Source organism: Variovorax sp. GW822-FHT04A09, assembly GCF_058801005.1.
In genome coordinates this window covers 68,059-89,378 of sequence record NZ_JBXAMV010000005.1, presented here as the reverse complement: position 1 = coordinate 89,378, position 21,320 = coordinate 68,059, and the positions used below count along the sequence as shown (strand labels likewise).

The 21,320-nt window shown below is 69.9% G+C and carries 19 protein-coding genes; 11 read left to right on the top strand and 8 right to left on the bottom strand.

All coding sequences use genetic code 11. From position 1 onward, the window contains the following. Position 1: 1 nt before the first annotated feature. Complete coding sequence (locus AC1RLW_RS23805) at positions 2–1,018, bottom strand: Bug family tripartite tricarboxylate transporter substrate binding protein (RefSeq protein ID WP_083259391.1); 1,017 nt, start codon at positions 1,016–1,018, stop codon at positions 2–4. Between the two features lie 99 nt (positions 1,019–1,117). On the opposite strand from AC1RLW_RS23805, the gene AC1RLW_RS23800 reads away from it, so the two are divergent. Then, positions 1,118–2,017: a LysR family transcriptional regulator gene (locus AC1RLW_RS23800; RefSeq protein WP_095743373.1), complete on the top strand. Its 900-nt coding sequence runs from the start codon at positions 1,118–1,120 to the stop codon at positions 2,015–2,017. A 64-nt stretch (positions 2,018–2,081) separates the two neighbouring features. Beyond that, on the top strand, positions 2,082–2,807 hold the full coding sequence (locus AC1RLW_RS23795) for a DUF3053 domain-containing protein (RefSeq protein ID WP_095743374.1): 726 nt from the start codon (positions 2,082–2,084) through the stop codon (positions 2,805–2,807). 7 nt (positions 2,808–2,814) lie between these two features. Here the strand turns inward: AC1RLW_RS23795 and thiL are convergent, their stop codons facing one another. Then, entirely contained in the window at positions 2,815–3,771 is a 957-nt protein-coding gene (thiL, locus tag AC1RLW_RS23790; protein ID WP_493195399.1) for a thiamine-phosphate kinase, read from the bottom strand. Positions 3,772–3,907: 136 nt separating this feature from the next. Here thiL and AC1RLW_RS23785 point away from each other — a divergent pair, with 136 nt between their 5' ends. Together AC1RLW_RS23785 and AC1RLW_RS23780 are read left to right on the top strand one after the other, a co-directional pair. Beyond that, positions 3,908–5,047, top strand: a complete 1,140-nt coding sequence (locus tag AC1RLW_RS23785; RefSeq protein ID WP_493195398.1) for a helix-turn-helix transcriptional regulator — start codon at positions 3,908–3,910, stop codon at positions 5,045–5,047. 82 nt (positions 5,048–5,129) lie between these two features. Next, on the top strand, positions 5,130–5,915 hold the full coding sequence (locus tag AC1RLW_RS23780; RefSeq protein ID WP_307587666.1) for an SGNH/GDSL hydrolase family protein: 786 nt from the start codon (positions 5,130–5,132) through the stop codon (positions 5,913–5,915). A 9-nt stretch (positions 5,916–5,924) separates the two neighbouring features. Here the strand turns inward: AC1RLW_RS23780 and AC1RLW_RS23775 are convergent, their stop codons facing one another. Then, a complete protein-coding gene (locus AC1RLW_RS23775; protein WP_493195397.1) occupies positions 5,925–6,554 on the bottom strand; it encodes an isochorismatase family protein in 630 nt (209 codons plus the stop codon). A 103-nt stretch (positions 6,555–6,657) separates the two neighbouring features. Here AC1RLW_RS23775 and AC1RLW_RS23770 point away from each other — a divergent pair, with 103 nt between their 5' ends. Next, entirely contained in the window at positions 6,658–7,647 is a 990-nt protein-coding gene (locus AC1RLW_RS23770; RefSeq protein ID WP_493195396.1) for a GlxA family transcriptional regulator, read from the top strand. A gap of 6 nt (positions 7,648–7,653) precedes the next feature. Here the strand turns inward: AC1RLW_RS23770 and AC1RLW_RS23765 are convergent, their stop codons facing one another. The 4 genes from AC1RLW_RS23765 to apaG are packed head-to-tail and all read right to left on the bottom strand — an operon-like array spanning position 7,654 to position 12,552. Then, positions 7,654–8,874, bottom strand: a complete 1,221-nt coding sequence (locus tag AC1RLW_RS23765; protein ID WP_062480995.1) for a YbdK family carboxylate-amine ligase — start codon at positions 8,872–8,874, stop codon at positions 7,654–7,656. Further along, positions 8,871–10,142, bottom strand: a complete 1,272-nt coding sequence (locus AC1RLW_RS23760; RefSeq protein WP_062480997.1) for a cation:proton antiporter — start codon at positions 10,140–10,142, stop codon at positions 8,871–8,873. The genes AC1RLW_RS23765 and AC1RLW_RS23760 overlap by 4 nt, the downstream gene beginning before the upstream one ends. After that, positions 10,139–12,112 carry a site-specific recombinase gene (locus tag AC1RLW_RS23755; protein ID WP_493195395.1) on the bottom strand — a complete coding sequence of 658 codons (1,974 nt, stop codon included), beginning with the start codon at positions 12,110–12,112 and terminating at the stop codon, positions 10,139–10,141. The genes AC1RLW_RS23760 and AC1RLW_RS23755 overlap by 4 nt, the downstream gene beginning before the upstream one ends. 44 nt (positions 12,113–12,156) lie before the next feature. After that, entirely contained in the window at positions 12,157–12,552 is a 396-nt protein-coding gene (apaG, locus tag AC1RLW_RS23750; RefSeq protein ID WP_062481013.1) for a Co2+/Mg2+ efflux protein ApaG, read from the bottom strand. A 60-nt stretch (positions 12,553–12,612) separates the two neighbouring features. On the opposite strand from apaG, the gene rpe reads away from it, so the two are divergent. Further along, positions 12,613–13,308 (top strand): ribulose-phosphate 3-epimerase, encoded by a 696-nt coding sequence (gene rpe, locus AC1RLW_RS23745; RefSeq protein ID WP_062480999.1) that lies wholly within the window; start codon positions 12,613–12,615, stop codon positions 13,306–13,308. Here rpe and AC1RLW_RS23740 read toward each other — a convergent pair. Beyond that, positions 13,298–13,531: a hypothetical protein gene (locus AC1RLW_RS23740; RefSeq protein ID WP_095743382.1), complete on the bottom strand. Its 234-nt coding sequence runs from the start codon at positions 13,529–13,531 to the stop codon at positions 13,298–13,300. The two genes, rpe and AC1RLW_RS23740, sit on opposite strands and share 11 nt — an antisense overlap. 163 nt (positions 13,532–13,694) lie before the next feature. Between AC1RLW_RS23740 and AC1RLW_RS23735 the strand changes: the two genes are divergently transcribed. The 5 genes from AC1RLW_RS23735 to AC1RLW_RS23715 all read left to right on the top strand — a co-directional run bounded on the left by AC1RLW_RS23735 (position 13,695) and on the right by AC1RLW_RS23715 (position 21,320). Continuing rightward, the gene (locus tag AC1RLW_RS23735; RefSeq protein ID WP_493195394.1) at positions 13,695–14,687 is read left to right on the top strand and encodes a succinylglutamate desuccinylase/aspartoacylase family protein; all 993 of its coding nucleotides are present in this window, start codon (positions 13,695–13,697) and stop codon (positions 14,685–14,687) included. Positions 14,688–14,844: 157 nt separating this feature from the next. Continuing rightward, positions 14,845–15,003: a hypothetical protein gene (locus AC1RLW_RS23730; RefSeq protein ID WP_167394958.1), complete on the top strand. Its 159-nt coding sequence runs from the start codon at positions 14,845–14,847 to the stop codon at positions 15,001–15,003. Between the two features lie 29 nt (positions 15,004–15,032). Beyond that, positions 15,033–17,222, top strand: coding sequence for a catalase (locus AC1RLW_RS23725; RefSeq protein WP_159278722.1), 2,190 nt, complete (start codon positions 15,033–15,035; stop codon positions 17,220–17,222). Between the two features lie 226 nt (positions 17,223–17,448). Continuing rightward, on the top strand, positions 17,449–19,560 hold the full coding sequence (locus AC1RLW_RS23720) for a CHAT domain-containing protein (RefSeq protein WP_493195393.1): 2,112 nt from the start codon (positions 17,449–17,451) through the stop codon (positions 19,558–19,560). Positions 19,561–19,601: 41 nt separating this feature from the next. Beyond that, on the top strand, positions 19,602–21,320 hold the full coding sequence (locus tag AC1RLW_RS23715; protein WP_493195392.1) for a ShlB/FhaC/HecB family hemolysin secretion/activation protein: 1,719 nt from the start codon (positions 19,602–19,604) through the stop codon (positions 21,318–21,320).

Sequence of the window (21,320 nt, the reverse complement as noted above, 5' to 3'; positions counted from 1 at the left end):
TTCAATCGAGCTTGATGTGGGCGTCCTGGATCACCTGGGCCCACTTCTTCGTCTCGGCGCGGATGTAGCTGTCGAAGGATTCGACCGAGCCCGGCGCCGGCTCCACGCCGAGCGCGCGCATCGCGGTCTTCACCTGCTCGTCGCCGAGCGCGGCGTTGAGCTCGGCATTGAGCCGAGCCACCACCGGCGCGGGCGTGCCGGCCGGCGCGACCACGCCGAACCAGCCGGTCGAGTCGTAGCCCGGCAGGCCGGCCTCGGCCACCGTCGGCACCTCCGGCAGCATCGGCAGGCGCTGCGGGCTGGTCACGGCGAAGGCGATCAGCTTGCCGGCGCGGATCTGCTGCAGCGACGAGGGCAGGTCGACCACCGCCAGCGGAATCTGCCCGCCCAGCACGTCGAGCGCCGCCGGGCCCGAGCCTCGGTAGGGCACCTCGACCAGCCGCGTGCCCGCCATCTGGTTGAACAGCGCCGCCGACAGGTGCATGGCCGTGCCGTTGCCGCCGTGGCCGATCGACAACGTGGCCGGCTTCGCCTTGGCCAGCGCGATGAGTTCACGCTGCGTCTTCGCGGCCACCGACGGGTGGCCCACCAGCACGAAGGGAATGGCCGCCAGCATGCCCACCGGCTTGAGGTCTTTCTGCGGATCGAAGGGCATCTGTGGGTACAGGCTCACGTTGGCCGCCAGCGCGCCCGCCGCGCCCACGCCCAGCGTGTAGCCGTCGCCCGGCGCCTTGGCCACCAGCGTCAGCCCCACGTTGCCGCCCGCGCCGGGGCGGTTGTCGACCACCACCTGCTGGCCCAGCTTTTCGTTCAGGCGCGGCACCAGCATGCGCACCACGCCGTCGGCGCTGCCGCCGGGTGGGAAGGTCACGACCATGCGGATCGGCTTGATGGGGAAATCGCCCGCCGGGGCTTGCGCCAGGGCGGTGCCGGCCACCAGCGCGCCGGCCACGGCCCACAGCAGTTGCCTGCGTCGCCCACGAAATGCGTGCATGCCGCGGGCGATGGGTGCTGTCATTCGGGCCTCTCCTTGAATTCGGTGCTTTGATCGGAGATTGAACGATGGCAGCATTCATTCGTAAATCAAGAAATTCCGAATGATTTTTCAAATTTTCTGATGAATACGAACTTCAGTCCTACGATCCGCCAGCTGCGTGCGTTTCTCGCGGTCTACCAGCTGCGCAAGCTGGGCGCCGCGGCCACGCGGCTGTTCGTCACGCAGTCGGCCGTGAGCATGCTGATCCGCCAGCTCGAAGAGGGCCTGGGCACGCGCCTGTTCGACCGCACCACGCGTGCGCTCAAGCCCACGGCCGCAGCCGAACAGATGATTTCCACCGTCGAGCGCGTGCTGCGCGACGTCGATTCGCTCTCGGCCGATTTCCGCGAACTCGCCACGCTGGAACGCGGTCGCGTGACGCTGGCCATCACGCCCACGCTGGCCGGATTTTTATTGCCCGATGCGCTGCGTGCCTTCGGCGAGCAGCACCCGAAAGTTCGCGTGCTGGTGAACGACTGCGCGCCCGACCAGTTCCTGTCGCGCATCCTCGGCGAGCACGTCGACTTCGGCATCGGCACGCCCGAGCGGCCCGGCCCCGAGGTCGAGGTGCAGCGCCTCATGCGCGATCACCTCGCCGTGGTGTGCCGCACCGACCACCCCTTGGCCAAGGCACGCGTGGTGCGCTGGTCGGACCTGGGCCGCCACCCCGTCATCACCGTGCGCCCCGGCTACGGCGTGCGCCCGCTGATCGACGGCACGGCGGCGGAGGCGGGCGTGACGCTCGACGTGGTGAACGAGGTGTCCTTCCTGTCCACCGCGCTGTGGATGACGGCGGCGGGCATGGGCGCGTCGATCATGCCGTCGGCCTTCGCGCGCGCCGAGAAGAACCCGGTGCTCGTGGTGAAGGTGCTCAGCGCACCGCGCGTGGTGCGCGACATCTCCATCGTCACCAAGCGCGGCCATTCGCTGTCGGCGGCGGCGCGGGCGTTCATCGAGGCGCTGAAGCAGAGCCTGCAGTAGCCGCGGGGGCGGGCCGGTCGTATGCTGGCCGGTCTTTTTTCTTCGCGCGAAAGCAGGTGCCCCCATGACCACCACCACACGGTCCCGTTTCTCTTCCGCATGGCTGGTCCTGGCATTCGGCCTGATGCTGTCGATGCTGCTCGTGGCCTGCGGCAACAAGGAGGCCGAGCAGCGCAGCGCCTTCATCGCCTACCTGCAGACCCGCGTGCTCGACAAGCCCGGCTTGCGCGTGCCCACGCCCACCGCCGAAGAAAAAGCATCGTTCGGCGACTACGCGCAGCACTACGCGGTGATCACCGATTTCAACGAAGGCATGAACAAGTCGGTGAGCCAGCCGATGACGCAGGTCATGGCCAAGGGCGCGCTGCGCTCGCTGGCCGACCTGCCGGCGCGCCGTGACGATCTCAAGGCCGCCAAGGAGGGTCTGGGCGGCTTGCGCAGCGCGCTCGACCAGCAGCTGGCCAAGGCCGACGCGGCGCGCGCGCAGCTCAAGCAGCCCGACGACCTGAAGCAGGTCTATGGCAAGGCCTACGAGAAGACGGTGACGACGCCCGCCGCCACGTTCAAGGAGGTGTTCCCCGCGCTCGATGCCGTGTTCGACAGTGCGCTGGCCATCGGCGATTTCATGGAGAAGAACAAGTCGAAGCTCCAGGTCTCCGGCGCTTCGCTCACCGTGACCGACCCCGCGGTGAGGGCCGAGCTCGACAAGATGGTGCAGCAGCTGGGCCGCCAGTCGGCCGCCATCAACACCGCGCAGGACAAGATGCGCGCGATGCTGCGCGGCTCTTGAACAGGCCCTAGACGAAGTGGTCGAACGAGCCGAAGCGCTGTGACACCGGCGCGCCGGCCGCATCGACGATGCGCAGCCCCGCGTCCGCTTCGATGCGGCCGATGCGTGTGACGCGCGTGGCGCTCGCTTGCCCGGCCTGCTCCACTGCCGCACGCGCCGAGGCCGGCGCGGTGAACACCAGCTCGTAGTCGTCGCCGCCCGAGAGCGCGCAGGTGCGCAGCGCCTCGGTGGGCAGGCCGGCCGTGTCGACGGCGATCAGCGCGGTGGTGGCATCGGCATCGAGCGTGGCGCCCACGCCGCTGGCCGCGAGGATGTGGCCCAGGTCGCCGATGAGGCCGTCGCTCACGTCCACCGCCGAGGTGGCGATGCCGCGCAGCGCCTGGCCCAGCGCCGCGCGCGGCGTGGGTTGTTCCATGCGCGTGCGCGCTTGCGCGAAGGCGTCGGCAGGCAGGCTCAGCGTGCCGCGGAACACCTCGAGCGCCAGCCGCGCATCGCCGAGCGAGCCGCTCACCCACAGGTCGTCGCCCGCGCGCGCGCGCGAGCGCAGCAGCGCGGCGCCGGCCGGCACTTCGCCGAACACGGTGATGCAGATGTTGAGCGGGCCGCGCGTGGTGTCGCCCCCCACCAGCTCGCAGCCGTGGGCGTCGGCCAGCGCGAACAGGCCGCGCGAAAAACCTTCGAGCCAGGGCTCGTCCACGCCGGGCAGCGCCAGCGCCAGCGTGAAGGCCAGCGGTTTTGCGCCGCAGGCCGCCAGGTCGCTGAGGTTCACGGCCAGCGCCTTGTGGCCCAGCCGGGCCGGCTCCACGGTCGAGAGAAAGTGCCGCCCCTCCACCAGCATGTCGGAGGACACGGCGAGCTGCATGCCCGCGGCTGGCGCGAGCAAGGCGCAGTCGTCGCCCACGCCCAGCGGCGAGCGCGTGGCGGGACGTTTGAAATAGCGTGTGATCAGGTCGAATTCACCCATGGGTGCGAGAGCATAACGACCTGGCGCGGGGCCGCCCGCCGCGGCGCCCACGGGAAAGGGGGGCTGACACTGGAAGCATTTTGTAATACCGTCATGCAAGCGGATACACCGAAAGTCCAAACAGGAGGAGGCCGCCATGACAGCCATCGTGCAGGGAGGCGTGTCCGCCGAGGCCGACACCGACCGGATCGTTGCCTTGCTGTACGACGGGATCACCTGTCCCGGCGACTGGTACGACGCGCTCGATGCCATGCGCGAGGTGCTCGGCGCCGCCTGCTTTCACACGCTCACGGTGCGCCGTACCGACTGCTCGGTGGTTGGCGCGGGGCTCGCCAACCTGGAGAGCCCGCCCGACAAGGTGCGCGAGTACGAGCAGCACCTGGCGCGCGACGACATCCGCATGCAGATGCCGGTGAACGCCCCGCTGGGCACGCCGGTGGCCGACCACGCCTACTTCGGCGCGCGCACGCTGTCGCGCAGCCCGATCTACGTCGACTGGCTCGCGCCGCTCGGCCTGCGCCACACGCTGGCCATGGGGCTGCGCACCGACGACGACACGCGCGAAGTGCTCGGCTTCATCCGCCCCCGGGCCGAGGCGCCCTACGGCCCCGAGAGCGAGGCCTTCTGCCGGCGCCTGTCGCCGCACCTGGTGCGCGCCAGCGAGCTGCGCGCCCGCATGATGCAGCTGGGCGAGCACGCGGCCACCGGGCTGTCGGCGCTCGACGCGCTGCCGCAGGGCATCGCCGTGGTCGACGAGGCCTGCCGCATCGACCACCTGAACGCGCGCGCGGCGGCGTGCGCGGGCCGCGGCGGCCTGTTCGACAGCGCGCAGGGGCGATTGCGGCTCGCGTCGTCCGCGCTGCAGTCGGCCTTCGAGCAGCGGGTGCGCGAGGCCTGCGCCCCGGCCGGTGGCGCGCGGGCCGGCGTGCTGCACCTGCCCGTGGCCGGCAGCGTGGTCCGCATCACGGTGCTGCCGCTCAAGCCCTCGCACCCGCTGGCCGTGCTGCGCCAGCGCCATCGCGCGCTCGTGGTCTTCGCCCATCCGGCCGAGGCGGCGCCCGTGGAGCCGCGGCAGCTGGAAAGCCTGCTCGGCCTGAGCCCGACCGAGGCGCGGCTCGCGCTGCTGCTGGCGAGCGGCAAGACCGTGAAGGACTTCGCCGCCGCGCAGCACTGCTCCGAACACACGGCGCGCAGCCACCTGCGCAACGTGATGCGCAAGACCGACTGCCACCGGCAGGCGGAGCTGGTGCTGCTGGTGCAGTCGCTGCGGGACTGAGCAGCAGGTTCTACTGCGAACGGGGGATGGCGCCGCGCGGCGGTTGCGAGAACCATGGCGCTCCCTACACGAGGAGTTCGCCATGGCTGTCTACTGGGACGAGACCAAGATGCAGATGGGCCCGCACGGCACCGCGACCATCCTCGCCTTCGGCGATTCGTGGTTCTGGTACCCGCTGCCGGGCGGCAGCCTGCTGAACTTCCTGGGCGACGTGGTCGGCGCGCGCGGCCACGTGATCCTGGCCAAGGGCATGAACGGCGCGGAAGCCCAGGACTACGTCGAAGGCAAGTACCGCAACGCCGTGCGCGAGTCGTTGCGCCTGTACGGGCCGACGCTGTCGGCGGTGTTCATCAGCGGCGGCGGCAACGACTTCGCGGGCTTCAACGACCTGCGCCCGCTGCTCAAGTCCGATTGCACGGGTGAGACCCAGGCCGCGCAGTGCTTTCGCAACGGCAAGGGCGGCTTCGACCAGTTCCTCGTCGACATGGACGAGCAGTACCGCGCGCTCATCGGCCTCATCTACACCCGCACCAGCGTGGACTGCCACATCGTCATGCACAGCTACGACTACGCGCCGCCCACCGGCAAGGCGCTGTTCGGGCGCGAAGGCTGGTTGCGCCCGGCGCTGGTCGACGCGGGCGTGGCGCCCGAGCTGTTCAAGCCCTGCGTCGACCACCTGATCGACGGCTTCCACGGCATGCTGCAGAACATCGCCAAGGGCGACCCGCAGCACCTGCACGTGGTGGACAGCCGCGGCACGCTGGGCCCGACCGACTGGGCCAACGAGCTGCACCCCAACGGCCGCGGCTTCAAGAAGATCGCGGTTCAGCGCTGGCAGCCCGTGCTGCAGCCGTTGAACCTGGCCTGAGCGAGAAGGTCAGACGCCGCGCGCGCGGCGGTTGGACATGACCACGTTGTCCTTCTCGATCGCCGCGCCGCTCTTCAGCGCAGCAATCCACGCGTCGGTCGTCGCCACGGCGGCGAAGTTGCTGTGGAACACGACGCTGAAGACGCGGTGGATTTCCTCGGCGCTCACGCGGCCGGCTGCGTTTTCATACGGCAGCGCGCCGGTGGCGTCCGAGAGGAACTCCACGTTCAGCCCGCGGTGCATGGCTTCGAACACGGTGGAGGCGTCGCAGTTCTGCGTCATGTAGCCGGTCACGCTCAGCGTGTCGATCTCGTGGCGCGCAAGCCAGTCGGCGAAGTCGGTGCCGGTGAAGACGCTCGGGAAGGCCTTGGTGACCAGGTGGTCGCGCGGGCGCTTCGCAACTTCGGGGTGCAGCTGGCCGTGGAAGTTGTCGGCCTGGAAGACCGGCGCGCCCTTCGGTGCGTGATGCTGCACCACCACCACCGGCACGCCGGCCGCGCGGGCCGCGTCCATGGCCTGCGCGATCTTCGGCAGCGAACTCTCGACCGGCGGGTACTCGATCGGCAGGCCGCCGCCTTCGAAGTATTCGTTCTGCACGTCGATGACGACGAGGGCGCGGCGCGGTGCGGACTGGCTCATGGATATCTCCTTCGGTGGTTGTGTGTCTGGAATGGCTCGATTCTTCGCGCACCGCGGGTTTTGCGACAGTGGCCCGAAAGCCATTCATCGATAAGATCGGGCCATGCGCTCATCTGCCGCCAAAACCATCGCCGAGACCATTGCCGTGGTCGCCTTCGACGGCATCAGCCCCTTCCACCTCTCCGTGCCCTGCATGGTGTTCGGCGAAGACCGCACCGACACCGGCGCGCCGCGTTTTCGCGTGCAGGTCTGCGCGCCCGAGCCCGGGCCGCTGGCCACCAACGCGGGCTTCACGCTCGTGGTGCCGCACGGCCTGGAGGCGATCCGCCGCGCGCAGATCGTGGTGGTGCCGTCCTGGCGCGACGACGGCCGGCCCGCACCGCCCGCGCTCATCCGCGCGCTGCAGGCGGCGCACCGGCGCGGCGCCACCGTGGTCGGGCTGTGCCTGGGTGCTTTCGTTCTGGCCGAGGCCGGCCTGCTCGATGGCCGGCCCGCGACCACGCACTGGCACCTGGCCGCAGCCTTTGCCAGGCAGTACCCGCAGGTCGTGCTGCAGCCCGAGGTGCTGTACGTGGACGACGGCAACGTGCTCACCTCGGCGGGCACGGCCGCGGGCATCGACTGCTGCCTGCACCTGCTGCGCGTGCGCTACGGCGCCGACACCGCGAACCGCGCCGCGCGGCGCATGGTCGTCGCGCCGCACCGGCAGGGCGGGCAGGCGCAGTACATCCAGCAGCCCGTGCCGGCAGCGGCGGAACGCGACCGGCTCACGCCGTTGCTCGAATGGCTGGGGCGGCATCTGCAGACGCCGCATGAACTCGATGACCTGGCCCGGCGCGCGCTCATGAGCCGGCGCACTTTCACGCGGCGTTTTCGCGAATCGACGGGCACGACGGTCGGCCAGTGGCTGCAAAACCAGCGCCTGGCGCTGGCGCAGCGGCTGCTCGAAACGACCGACCGTTCCGTGGAGCGCGTGGCGGCCGATGCGGGCTTCGGCTCGGCGGTGCTGCTGCGCAAGCACTTCGCCACGGCGTTCAAGGTGTCGCCGACGGTGTACCGCCGGCAGTTTTCGCAGGAGGCCGTGGCGGCCTGAGCAACGTCAGGCCGCGCCGCGAAAACGCAGCGAGGCTTGCCGAACCACTTCCGCCAGCAGCCGTTCCTTGCCCTGCTTCTCGCGCAGCCAGCGCGCGTCGTTGCGGTTGGCCTCGACGCTGGTGCGCAGCTCGCCCAGCGCCTGCGTGGCGTTGAGCGCCTCGCTGTGCCATTCGAGCTGGGTCATGGTCATCAGGATGTGGTCGCGCAGCGGCATGTGCTGGCCGCTGGCCGGGTCGACGTACACCGCGTCCAGGCCGAAGCGGCAGGCCTGGAAGCGGTTGTAGGTGTAGACGAGGTAGTCGTCCTCGCTCGGCTCGAAAGGCTGCTCCTGCAGGAACCACGCGGCCAGCGACTGCACGTAGCCCGCCAGCGCGGCGGCGCGCTCGATGGTGAGCGGCGTGTCGAACACGCGGATCTCGATGGTGCCGAACTCGGGCTTGGGGCGGATGTCCCAATAAAAGTCTTTCATGCTGCGCACGACGCCGGTGCGGGTCATGCGCTCGAAGTAGGCCTCGAACTCCTTCCAGCTCGTGGTGAAGGGCGCGCGGCCCGAGAGCGGGAACGCGAACACGGAATTGAGCCGCGCCGAGTCGAACTGCGTGTCCTGCCCCTGCACGAAGGGCGACGAGGCCGACAGCGCGATGAAGTGCGGGATGTAGCGCGACATGCGGTGCAGCATGAGCAGCGCCGAGTCGGCGTCGGGGCAGCCGATGTGCACGTGCTGGCCGAAGATGGTGAACTGCTTGCTCAGGTAGCCGTACAGCTCCGACAGCTCGCGAAAGCGCGGCTTGTCGTAGATGCGCCGCTCGTGCCACTGCTGGAACGCATGCGTGCCGCCGCCGACCACCGCGATGTTGAGCTTGTCGGCGTTCTTGATCAGCGCCTCGCGGATCGGCGACAGCTGCGTGATCACGTCCTGCGCCGAATGGCAGATGTCGGTCGAGATCTCGATCATGCTCGAGGTCATCTCGGGCACCACGCTGCCGGGCAGCGGCGTCTGCGCCATCAGGCGCAGCATGTCTTCGGCATACGGCGCGAGGTCGTAGTCGTGCGTGTTCACGAGCTGCAGCTCGAGCTCCACGCCGAGCGACAGCGCCTCCGACTTGTTGAAGGGCTCGAGCTTGACGGCGCGGCTGGCCGGATCGGCGGGCAGCGGCGCAGAGCGCACGTCGTCGCTGTCCGGATCGATCGGGAGGACGGAGGTGGGGTTGCTGTTGCTGCTCATCGCTGCGTGTCTTCCGTGGTGCTGAAGGCCTGTGGCGTCCAGGGGACCGAACTCTCGCCCACGGCGTGGATCGCCACGGTGGCGAGCACGGCGCCCATCACTTCCATCAGCAGGATCGAGGGCAGGGCGACCTGCGTGATCATGGTGCCCAGCAGCGGCGAGGCCGAGGCGAAATTGGAGGCGATCAGCAGGGCGATGGACGACAGCGGCGTCATCGCGCAGCCGACCCAGAACGCCTGCTTCCAGCTGGCGCCGCTGCCCGGGTTGGCAATGGCCACGCCCGAGATCTTGGTGACCAGGCGCACGCCGATCACGGCCAGCACCACGCTGGCCACGGGCAGGGTCCAGTCGGCCTGGGCCGCCACCATCGACACCAGCACGAACATCAGCATGGTCAGCAGCGACGAGGCGGTGCCGAGCTGGCGCTGCCAGGCCCAGGGCTTGGGGTTGAGCGTCTTGAGCAGCACGCCGCCGATCAGCGCCGCCAGCGGCGCCGAGCCGCCGATGTGGGCCGTGAGCGCCGCGCCCGCCGCGATGATCGCCAGCAGCAGGATCGAGGTGTTCTCGCTGTTCGGGCTCATCACGCGCAGCGCCGAGCGCAGCGCCAGCGCCATGATCGCGCCGACCACGAACGACATGCCCAGCACCACCGCGACCGGGTAGAGCTTGAGCATCAGCGACTGCGGCGCGCGCTCGATCAGGCCGGCCTGCGCGTAGCCCAGCGTGAGGGCGTAGAAGGTGTTGAGCGTGGCCAGCGTCATGGCGCGCTCGGTCACCGGGCCGGCGGCGCGGGTGTCCATGATCACGCGGCTGAGCACGGCGGGCGAGGCGACGATCGCCATCAGCGCGATGGGGTTGGCCACCGGCTCGGGCAGGCCCAGAAGAATCAATATCCAGTACACGCCGAAGTAGGTCAGCCCCGCCTCCAGCAGGCTTTGCACCAGCACCATCGGGTTGTGGCGGAACCAGCGCAGCGGCAGCCGCCCGCCCGCCTCGAACAGCACCACGGCCGCGCCCAGCTCCAGCAGGAACAGGCTGATGCCGCGCAGCGGCCAGATCGCGCCCTCGAAGCCGGCAAAACCCACCACCGCGCCCACCACCGAATAGCCGATGACCTTCGGCATCCCCAGGTAGCGCTGCACCAGGTGGCCGGAGGCCGCGGCGGCGGCCACCAGCAGGGCCCAGAGCACGGTGGGCAGGCCGGCCGAGGGGCGCGCCCATTCGGCCCAGAAGCCCTGGAGTTCGGCGAGGAGTGCGGTCAGGTTCATGTAGGCAGGAAGAAGCTCACCGGCCGGCTGCGCCAGCGGGCCCAGATCGCGCTGCGGATGCGGGCGCGGTCACCGAGGCTCACGCTGTGCGCGCGCAGCGCCAGCCGGAAAGCGAAATAGAAACTCACGCTCACATTGAGCGCGCCGATCACCGGGATCGCCGCAACCGCCCACCACAGGGCCGGCTGGTGCAGTGCCGGCAGGCCGATGGATGCCGCCGCGGCCGCGATCTGGCCGGCCGACAGCGTGACATGGCGCACATCCAGCCCGAGCCCGAAGAAACCCGCGAACGCGGGCAGCAGTCCGAGCATGAGTCCCAGCGAGATGTTGGAGGCGAAGCCTGAGATGTGTGTGCGCATGAAGGCGGCCCAGCGACGGGCCCGGGCGGCACCGAGAAAGGCGCCGATGCGAGGGTTGTAACGCATGGCGGAGTCCAGGCGATGCAGGACAAAGGCGTTTTCTGTCCATCCGGCGATGATGCTGGACGAAAACAGCAGGATGCCGGTGATTGCCGCGAAAAGAACGGTCGGTCCGAGCAGCGACAGCGAATGCAGCGTGGAGGCCGCATGCGCCGCGTCCAGCAGCGGCCGGCCCAGCGCGGCCTGCCAGCCCAGCACCAGCAGGCCCACCGCCGGCACCACCAGCAGCACGTTGCCCAGCACGGCCGCCACCTGCGAGCGCACGAGGTTGGCCACCTCGTCGACGAACTCGTCCACGGCGTCGTCCGACTTGATGTCGCGCAGCCGCGCCGCCATCGCGGGCGCGGTCATGGCCGGCTGCTTGGTGGCCAGGGTGAGGTGCAGCAGCTGGATCGCCACGAAGCTGGCCGCGTACATGAGGCCCGCGGCCAGCCCGCTCCAGAAGGCCGACAGGGCCAGCGCGTAGATGCCGAACTTGGCCAGCACCGTCAGCGCCGTGAAGGCGCCGCCGCCGGCGGCCTTCTTCACCATCTGCAGGTAGCTGCGGCGGTCGCGGGTGATGTAGTGCTCGCCCGTCTCGGCGCTGCGCTCGGTCACCTTGGCCGCGAGCATCGACGAGTTGGAGGCGATCAGCGCGCGGATGCTGTTGCGCTCGCCGCCCGCCAGCACCAGCTTGCCGACCAGCCGCGCCATGCTGGGCCCCGGCACGGGCGACATCAGGCAGTCGAGCAGCTCGCGGATGCGCAGCACGCGCTCGCGCAGCTGGCGCAGCCGGAACACCAGGCCGACCGAGATGCCGTTGTCTTCCAGGTGCGTGTAGACCGACGAGGCGCTGGAACGGCAGGCATCGAGCCGGTCGCGGAAGGCCACGAAGGCGGCCTGCAGGGATTCTTCGTCGCGCGGCAGGGCGAACATCTGCTCGCGCAGCGCGTCCAGGTCGGCCATGAGGGCGTGGAAAGGGCGCGCCTCGCCCGCTTCGGGGCTGATGCGCAGCCGCAGCTCGGGCGAAAAGCCCGTCGCCACCACCTGGCTGCAGCAGTAGGTGACGGCGTCCATCACCGTGTGGCGCCAGCGCGCCGAGCCGTCGGGCATGGGCGCGGCGTCGGCCAGCAGCGCGCCGATGCGCGCGAGCTGGGTGTCGTCGAGCAGCGCGATCCAGCCGGCGTCGAACACGCCGGGCAGCACCAGCCGGAACAGGTCCGAGGCGTCGGTGGTCTCGGGCGTGCCCGGCAATATCTTGCGGCGCATGCGTTCGCCGAACTCGCTCAGGAAGGCGGTGCGCGGCGCAAAGCCGTAGTCGGCCAGCAGCGCCGTGAGGTCGACCGACTGCGTGAACGCGCGCCACCAGGCGCGCAGCCGCTCGCACAGCTCGGGGCGTGCCTCGACGGCGTCGAGCAGCAACTGCACGCGGCCGATGGCGGCCTGCGGCGAGGCGCGGTCGCCGCGCAGCCAGTCGAAGAGGTTGATGAGCCAGATGTGGCGCTGCGCCACATCGGCCGTGGGGTCGAGGCCGGCAAGCAGCCCCTGCAGATCGCGCGATGCGGCAGCCATGGGGGAGCGGGAGAGAAAAGAAAGAAAAAGAGCGCGTCGCGCGCTCAGTGCAGCACCCGGGAGACCGGGGCGCCGCCAATGTCGGCTTCGAGCACGAACATGGGAACCGGCACGTCGAAACGCTCGCCTTCTTCGGTCACCACGAAGAAGCTGCCGTGCATGGTGCCGCTGGCCGCCTGCAGGCGGCAGCCGCTGGTGTAGCGGAACGATTCGCCGGGCGCCAGCAGCGGCTGCTGGCCGATCACGCCGAGGCCCTTGACCTCCTGCGCATGGCCGGAGGCGTCGTTGATGAGCCAGTGGCGCGCGATCAATTGCGCGCCCACCGTGCCCACGTTGGTGACGGTGATCGTGTACGAGAAGGTGTAGACGTTGTCCTTGGGCGAGGACTGGTCGGCCAGGTAACGCGGTTCGACCTGTACGCTGAAGGGGCTGTGTGACATGGGGCGCATGGTAACGGAGGCCTTTCCTCGGACTTCCGTCGGCTGCGAGAATCCGGGGTTATGAGCAGCACCCCGTTCCGCATTGCGCCCTCCATTCTTTCCGCCGACTTCGCGCACCTCGGCCAGGAACTGACCGACGTGATCGCGGCCGGCGCCGACTGGATCCACTTCGACGTGATGGACAACCATTACGTGCCGAACCTGACCTTCGGCCCCATGATCTGCCAGGCCCTCAAGCCCTACGCCAAGACCGCCGACGGCACGCCCGTGCCCATCGACGTGCACCTGATGATCCAGCCGGTCGACGCACTGGCCGCTTCTTTTGCGCAAGCGGGCGCTGACTACATCAGCTTCCACCCCGACGCCTCGACCCATGTGCACCGCAGCATCCAGGCCATCAAGGCCGCCGGCTGCAAGCCCGGCCTGGTGTTCAACCCGGGCGCTGGCCTCGAGGCGCTGGACTGGGCCATCGACGACATCGACCTGATCCTCATCATGAGCGTCAACCCCGGCTTCGGCGGCCAGAGCTTCATCGACTCGGCGCTGCGCAAGATCGAGCAGGCGCGCAAGCGCATCGAGCAGAGCGGGCGCGACATCCGCCTCGAAGTGGACGGCGGCATCAAGGCCGACAACATCGCGCGCGTGGCCTCGGCCGGCGCCGACACCTTCGTGGCGGGCAGCGCGATCTTCAACGCCAAGGACTACGGCGCGGTGATCGGCGACATGCGCCAGCAGCTGGCCACCGTCAAGGCCTGACCTTGCCGTCGGGCGTGCGCTCGGGCGTCAGCCCGCGGTCGGTGTCGACCACGCCGCGTTCCACGTCTTCGTAGCCGCGCCGGCCCTTCTCGGGCGGCTGGCCGTCCTGCATCACCTGGCTGTCCGACGACTGGTCGCGCTCGTGCGGCAGGCGCGGCGCCGATTCGCCGTCTTTTTCGACGCGGGTGGTGTCCTTCTTGTCCTTGCGCGGCTGCTGGGCCATCGTGTGCTCCTTCAAAGTTCGGGTCTGGCGCCAGCTTGCGCGGCGCCCCGCCACGGGGCAGTAGGACAGGCGGGGGCGCGGCTGTAGGTTCGCGCTGCGCGCCCGCCGCATCCCGGGGTTTTGTCTTTTGCGCGGCCACAGTCGCCTCCGCATAATCGCCCGCATGCCCACCCCGCTTTTCGACGACGCCGCGACCGCCACCGACAGCCTGCGCCTGCATGCGTTCGCGTCGCTGAACCCCGGCCCGCGCCTGCTCGTGATCGGTGGGGTGCATGGCGACGAGACCTGCGGCACCGAGGGCATCCAGCGCGTGCTGGCCGACTTCGATGCCGGCGAACTGCAATTGCTGCGCGGCGAACTCACGCTCGTGCCCGTGGCCAACCCGCTCGCGCGGCGGCGCCTGCAGCGCGAGGGCCAGCGCAACCTCAATCGCCTGTTCCGGCCGAGCGAGACGCCGGCCGACTACGAGGCCCGCATCACCAACCGGCTGGCGCCCGTGATCGCGCGCCACGACGTGCTGCTCGACCTGCATTCCTTCCAGAGCGAGGGCGAGGCCTTCGCCATGATCGGCCCGCGCGACAACAGCGGCAGCCTCGAACCCTTTGCACGCGCGCAGGAAGAAGGCCGGCTCGCGCTGCACATCGGCACGCCCATCGTCGTCGAGGGCTGGCTCGACATCTACGCCGCCGGCCTCGCGCAGCGCGGCGCGGCGGTCGACGAGGCCGCCATCGACTTCGGCCGCGGCACCAACGAGTACATCCGCAGCTGCGGCGGCTACGGCGTCACGCTCGAATGCGGCCAGCACCAGGACCCGCAGGCGCCGCAGGTGGCGTGGGCGGCCATCCGCCGCACGCTCGCGCTGCTGGGCATGGCGGCGCTGCCGCCGGGCCTGTCGGCCGCGCCCCCGCAGCCACCCCAGCTGCTGCGCCTGGCCAGCGTGACCGACCGCCTGCACGAGGACGACAGCTTCGTGCGCGACTGGGCCACCTTCGACCCCGTGCAGCGCGGCGAACCCGTGGGCATGCGGCACGACGGCACGCTGGTCAGCGCGCCCGACGACGGCTTCATCGTGTTCCCGAACGCGATGGCGCTGCCGGGCGCCGAGTGGTTCTACTTCGCGCGGCCCAGCGAGCGCGTGCTCGACCCGACCGTCTGAGGCTCGCGCCTGTCGGCGCCCTCCTACCGGTGACGCCCACCTTCTCCCACAGACGGGGAGGGGCGGCCACTACGGCCCGCGCACCGGGCCCCACCTAAGCTTCCTCTTTGCGGATTTGCCGGCTTGCGGCCCCGCTTCTCTCGGAGGGAAAAACATCATGGAAATCTCGGCACTGTTCGATTCGCTCATGGGCACCTGGGGCGACGACATCCTGATCTGGGCGGTGGCTGCCGTGACCGCCTGCATTGGCCTGATCGCCGTGGTGAACGTGCTCGACATCTTCATCGGCAGCGGCAACAGCAACGAGGCCGGCTGAGCCGACCCGCATCGATGCCCAGAACCCCGATGTCCCCCCAGAACAAGGCCGCCGCAGGCCGCCGCGCCAGCACCGCCAAGACCGGTGACGGCGCCAACGCCAAGCAGCTGCAGCTCGAGGGTTTCACCACCGAGCACCCCACGCACCTGACGACCAACCAGGGCCTGCAGGTTCCCGACAACCACAACTCGCTCAAGGCGGGCGTGCGCGGGCCGACGCTGCTCGAAGACTTCATCCTGCGCGAGAAGATCACGCACTTCGACCACGAGCGCATTCCCGAGCGCGCCGTGCACGCGCGCGGCTCGGCGGCGCATGGCTACTTCCAGGTCTACCAGTCGATGTCGCAGTACACCTGCGCCGACTTCCTGCAGGACCCCGATGCGAAGACGCCCGTGTTCGTGCGCTTTTCGACCGTGGCCGGCTCGCGCGGCTCGGCCGACACCGTGCGCGACGTGCGCGGCTTCGCCGTCAAGTTCTACACGCGCGAGGGCAACTACGACCTCGTGGGCAACAACATCCCCGTGTTCTTCATCCAGGACGCGATGAAGTTTCCCGACCTCATCCACGCCGTGAAGCCCGAGCCGCACCACGAGATGCCGCAGGCCGCGAGCGCGCACGACACCTTCTGGGACTTCGCCTCGCTCATGCCCGAGAGCACCCACATGCTGATGTGGGCCATGAGCGACCGCGCCATTCCGCGCAGCCTGCGCATGATGGAAGGCTTTGGCGTCCACACCTTTCGCTTCGTCAACGCGCGCGGCGAGAGCCACTTCGTGAAGTTCCACTGGAAGCCCAAGCTCGGCGTGCACGGCCTCGTGTGGGACGAGGCACAGAAGATCGCCGGCAAGGACCCCGACTTCCACCGCCGCGATCTCTGGGAAGCCATCGAGCAGGGCCACTTTCCCGAGTGGGAACTCGGCGTGCAGCTCATCGCGCCCGACAAGGCCGAGTCGCTCGGCTTCGACCTGCTCGACCCGACCAAGCTGATCCCCGAAGAGATGGTGCCCGTGCAGCGCATCGGCAAGCTGGTGCTCAACCGCAACCCCGACAACTTCTTCGCCGAGACCGAGCAGGTGGCCTTCCACCCGGGCCACGTCGTGCCGGGCATCGACTTCAGCAACGACCCGCTGCTGCAGGGGCGCCTGTTCAGCTACACCGACACGCAGATTTCGCGCCTGGGCGGCGCCAACTTCCACGAGCTGCCGATCAACAAGGCCGTGTGCCCGTTCCACAACATGCAGCGCGACGGCATGCACCGCCAGACCATCGCGCGCGGCCAGGTCGCCTACGAGCCCAACACGCTGGGCAGCGGCACCGAGTTCCGCGTGGATGGCGGCAGCCACGGCTTCCAGTCGTTCCCCGAAGAGATCGAATCGCCGAAGGTGCGGCGCCGCAGCCCGTCGTTCGACGACCACTTCACGCAGGCGCGCCTGTTCTTCAACAGCCAGAGCATGGCCGAGAAGGAACACATCGTCGCGGCCTTCCGCTTCGAACTCTCGAAGCTCGAAGTGCCCGCGATCCGCCAGCGCATGGTCGACAACCTTGCGCACGTGGACGAGAAACTCGCACGCCGCGTGGCCGAGCCGCTGGGCATCGGCGAGCCCGACGCGAAAGCGGCCGCAGGGTACTCGGGCTTTCGCGAACACCGCATCGAGTTGCCCATCGACGAGTCGCCCGCGCTGCGCATGAGCGACGGCAGCGCCGACGGCGTGGTGCGCACGCGCAAGGTCGCGATCCTCGTGGCCGACGGCGTCGACTCGGCCTCGCTGAAGCCCATCCGCGACGCGCTCGAGCAGGTGGGCGTGCTGTGCAAGGTGGTGGGCCCGAAGCTCGGCACCGTGGCCAGTGCTTCGAAGCGCCAGATCGACGTCGACATGACCTTCACGAACACCGCCTCGGTGCTGTTCGACGCCGTGCTCGTGCCCGCCGGTGCCGAGGGCGCCGCCGCGCTCGCGGCGCAGGGCGATGCCGTGCATTTCGTGCTCGAGGCCTACAAGCACTGCAAGGCGATCTGCGCGGTGGGCGAGGGCGTGCAACTGCTGGCCACGCTGGGCGTCACGCCCGAGGGCGAGGCGCCGGCCGGCGTGGTGGTGGCCGAAACGCCCGTCACGAACCTGGGCGACGCCACGGCGGCGACGCAGATCGCGCACGACTTCATTGCGGCGATTGCGAAGCACCGGCATTGGGACCGACTCAACATCGACAGCGTGCCCGCCTAGCGTGAACCGGCTCTACGCCATTTGCGCTAGACCGTATTGCGAATAGGCGAGGTGAACACCCGCTCCTAGACTTTCCCACGAGGCCTGAACGGCGCGCACTCCCGCGGCGTCGAGCGTTCGCGGCAGCGAGTGCATGGGTCGAGGGGGTTCAATGGCGTGGTTTTCGAGATGGGGATGTGCGCATCCGGCGCGTCGCCGTGCCGGTCTTGCCGGTGCGGTCGGCCTGATGGGTGTGCTGCTTCTGGGCCCCGGCGGTCCTTCGGCGCTGGCACAACGTCCGGCGCCACCACCTGCAACTCCCGCCGCTGCGGCGGGCGGCCCGAATGCCGAGGCCGCGGCCGACCGGATGGCGCAGGCGCGGCTGGCCGACACCGACACGCTGCTGGCCCTGACCAGCGAAGGCGCGGTGCTCTACGGCCAGGACGCGGTCAAGCTCTCGGGCTATCAATACTGCAGCCAGGCGGTCGCATTGGCCGAGGCGGGCGAGTTCCGCCAGAGCGTGCGCGCCGCGAGCAAGGCGCTGCACCTGGCCAACGCCACCAGCGACCCGAACCTGCGCGCCGTGGCCAACCGCGACCTGGCGATCGTCTACAGCTACTCGGGCCAGCTCGAGAAGGCCGAGGAGTTCGCGCGCGAAGCGCTGCGCCACACCGCGCGCGACCCCAAGCTGGTGGTCGGCCCGGTGCAGAAGGTGATCGGCGACGTGCGCACGCGGCGCGGCGACTTCGCTGGCGCGGTGCTCAGCTACGACGAGGCACTGGCCAACAGCTCGCCGCGCTATGCGCCGCTGGTGCAGGCCTCGCTGGTCAACGCGCTCATCGAATCGGGTGACGCGGCACGCGCACGCCAGGTGCTCGGGGACATGGCCGAGCCGCGCGAAGCGCCGCTGGCCGCGCAGCTCGAACGCACACGCGCCCGCCTGCTGCTGGCCGAGAACAAGCCGGCCGAGGCACGCGACAAGTACCGCGCGCTCACCACGCGCCAGGTCGGCACCGACACCGCCTACTACCGGCTCTGGGCCTGGGACGGCGTGGCGCGCAGCGAACTCGCGCTGGGCCAGAAGCAGGCCGCCGCCGAGGCCGCGGGCCGCGCGCTGGCCGATGTCGACCAGGTGCGCGCGCGCTTTCGCAGCGAAGAAGTGAAGATGGGCCTGTTCTCCGACCTGCAGTCGGTGTTCGAGCGCGGCGTGGCGGTGTACAGCGAAGCGGGCGATCCGCAGCGCGCTTTCGAGGTGAGCGAGCACAGCCGCTCGCGCGCGCTGCTCGACGCGGTGCGTGGCCGCGCCAAGCTCAGCGAGTCGTCGGCCGGCACGGTCGGCGTGGCGGCGCTGCAGCGCACGCTGGCGGCCGACGAGCGCGTGGTGCAGTACCACGCATTGCCCGACCGTCTGATGGTCTGGGTCGTGGGGCCGGACAGCATCGTCGAAAAGCGCATCGCGGTGAAGCGCGACGAGCTCACCGAACTCGTCGAGACCTTCCGCAACTCGATCGTGCGCGGTCGCCGCGCCGCCATCACCAACGCCGACAAGCTGGGTGCCGCGCTGCTCGGCCCGCTGGGCCTGGCACCGGGCCAGCGCGTGGTGGTGGTGCCGCACGGGCCGCTGCACTACCTGCCGTTCCAGGCGCTGCGCCTGGACGGGCGCTACCTCATCGAGACGCACCCGGTGTCGGTGGCGCCGTCGATCAGCATCGCGGTGCAGCTGGCGCAGCGCACGCCGCGCGTGAACGCGTCGCTCACGGCCTTCGGCAATCCGCGCATCGAGGACAAGTACGACCTGCCCGGCGCCGAGACCGAGGTCAAGCAGCTCGCGCAGCTGTTCCCGCGCAACACGGTGTACATGGGCGCGGCCGCCACCAAGACGCAGTTCCGCGACGTGGCCTCGCGCTCGCCGCTGATGCACGTGGCGGCGCACGCCGAGGCCGACGAGGTCGATCCGCTGTACTCGCGCATCCTGCTGGCCAACGAAGGCGGCAAGCAGAATTTTCTCGAAGCGCACGAGATCCTGGCGCTGCCGATGGACGGTACGGCGCTGGTCACGCTGTCGGCCTGCGAGTCGGGCCTGGGACGCATCGCGCAGGGCGACGAGGTGCTGGGCTTCACGCGCTCGTTCCTCTCGGCCGGCAGCTCCAGCCTCATCGCCTCGCTGTGGCCGGTGTCGGACGACGCCACCGCCGTGCTCATGGGCACGCTCTACGGCGAGCTCGCCAAGGGCCGCGACATCCAGAAGGCCATGCAGGCCGGACAACTGGCCGTTCTGAAGGACCCCAAGATGTCCCACCCCTTCTTCTGGGCGCCGTTCAACCTGATCGGCAACTGGCGCCTCACCGTGGGAAGCTGACCATGTCTTCGCCACGCTCCCTCCTGCAAAGAAGCACTGCCATGGCCCCTGCGATCCGCCTTCGTCCACGGCCGACGCCGATCGCCATCGCGGCGACTGCACTCGTCGGCGCCACGCTGTGGGTCGCCATGCCCCGCGCCCATGCGCAGGAAGCCGCCACGTTGTTGCCCACCAAGGACCCGTGCGGCAGCTGCGACCGCCCCGTCGCACAGGCCACCGGCGCCGTCGCCCCGCAGACCCTGCCCGCGCCGCCACAGCGCGCCGCCGCGGGCAGCTTCAAGCTCACCGACCTGCGCCTGAACGGCGTGAAGGCGCTGAGCAACGAAGAGCTGCAGACCATCACCGCGCCCTACATCGGCCGCGACGTCACGCTCGGCGACCTCGAAGGCCTCGCGCAGGCCATCACCACGCGCTACAAGGAGCGCGGCTACTTCCTCGCGCAGGCCGTGGTGCCGGTGCAGACCGTGCGCGACGGCATCGTCGAGATCAGCATCATCGAAGGCCGGCTCGGCAAGGTCGACGTGCTGGTCGCGCCCGAGGCGCCCATCAGCGAGGCGCGCGTGCGCGGCTTCCTGGCGGCGCTGCAACCCGGCGAGGCGGTGAACGCGCCGGCCTACGAGCGCGCGATGCTGCTGCTGTCGGACCAGCCCGGCCTCAAGGTGTCGTCCAGCCTGCAGGAAGGCGCGCAGGCCGGCACCACCGACCTGTCGGTCGAGGTCGAGGCCGGCGCGCGCTGGGCCTTCTCGGCCGAGGCCGACAACCACGGCACCAAGGAGGCAGGGCGCTACCGCGTGGGCGGCACGGCGCGCTGGCTCAGCCCCTTCGGCATCGGCGACAACCTCGATGCGCGCCTGCTGCTGTCCAACAGCAACGCGCTGCAGTACGGCCGCGTGGCCTACGAGGCGCCGCTGGGCACCAGCGGCCTGCGCGCGGGCATCGGCATCTCGCGCGTGAGCTACGACCTGGGCGGTAAGTTCGTCGACCTCGACGCGCGCGGCCGCGCCGACGTGCTCGACGTGTCGCTCAACTACCCGCTGATCCGCCAGCGCCAGCAGAACCTGTTCCTGCGCCTCACGGCCGACGTGAAGGACCTCACCGACGAGCTGCGCGGCGTCGACTTCACGGCGAAGAAGCGCGTGCAGGGCTTCGGCATCGGCTGGGCCTGGGAGCGGCGCGACGAGGTGCTCGGCGGCGGCTACTGGGCCAGTTCGGGCACGCTGTACCACGGCGACCTGTCGATCCGCGACGCACAGAGCTTCCAGTCCGACCAGCAGTTCGGCGGACGCCACACCGAAGGCGGCTTCACCAAGCTGAGCTTCCAGGTGTCGCGCCTGCAGGCCATCGTGCCGCGCCACTCGCTGTACTTCTCGGTCGGCGGGCAGTGGGCCAGCAAGAACCTCGACGCGTCCGAAAAGCTCGCGCTCGGCGGCGCGCGCGCGGTGCGCGCCTACCCCTCGGGCGAACTGCTGGTGGACCAGGGCCTGATCGGCACCTTCGAATACCGCTGGGCCGCGACCGACGAGATCACGCCCTACCTGTTCTACGACGCGGCGCGCGGACGCATCGCGCGCCATCCCTCGCCCTTCGACGGCGAGAACTCCCACAGCCTGCGCGGCTACGGCATCGGCCTGAGCTGGTCGCGCCCGGGCAACTTCTCGATCAACGCCACGCTCGCCTGGCGCGCCGGCACACCGCCCGCGCAGACCGACGGCGGCGGGCGCAACCCGCGGCTGTACGTGCAGCTGCAGAAGGCGTTCTGA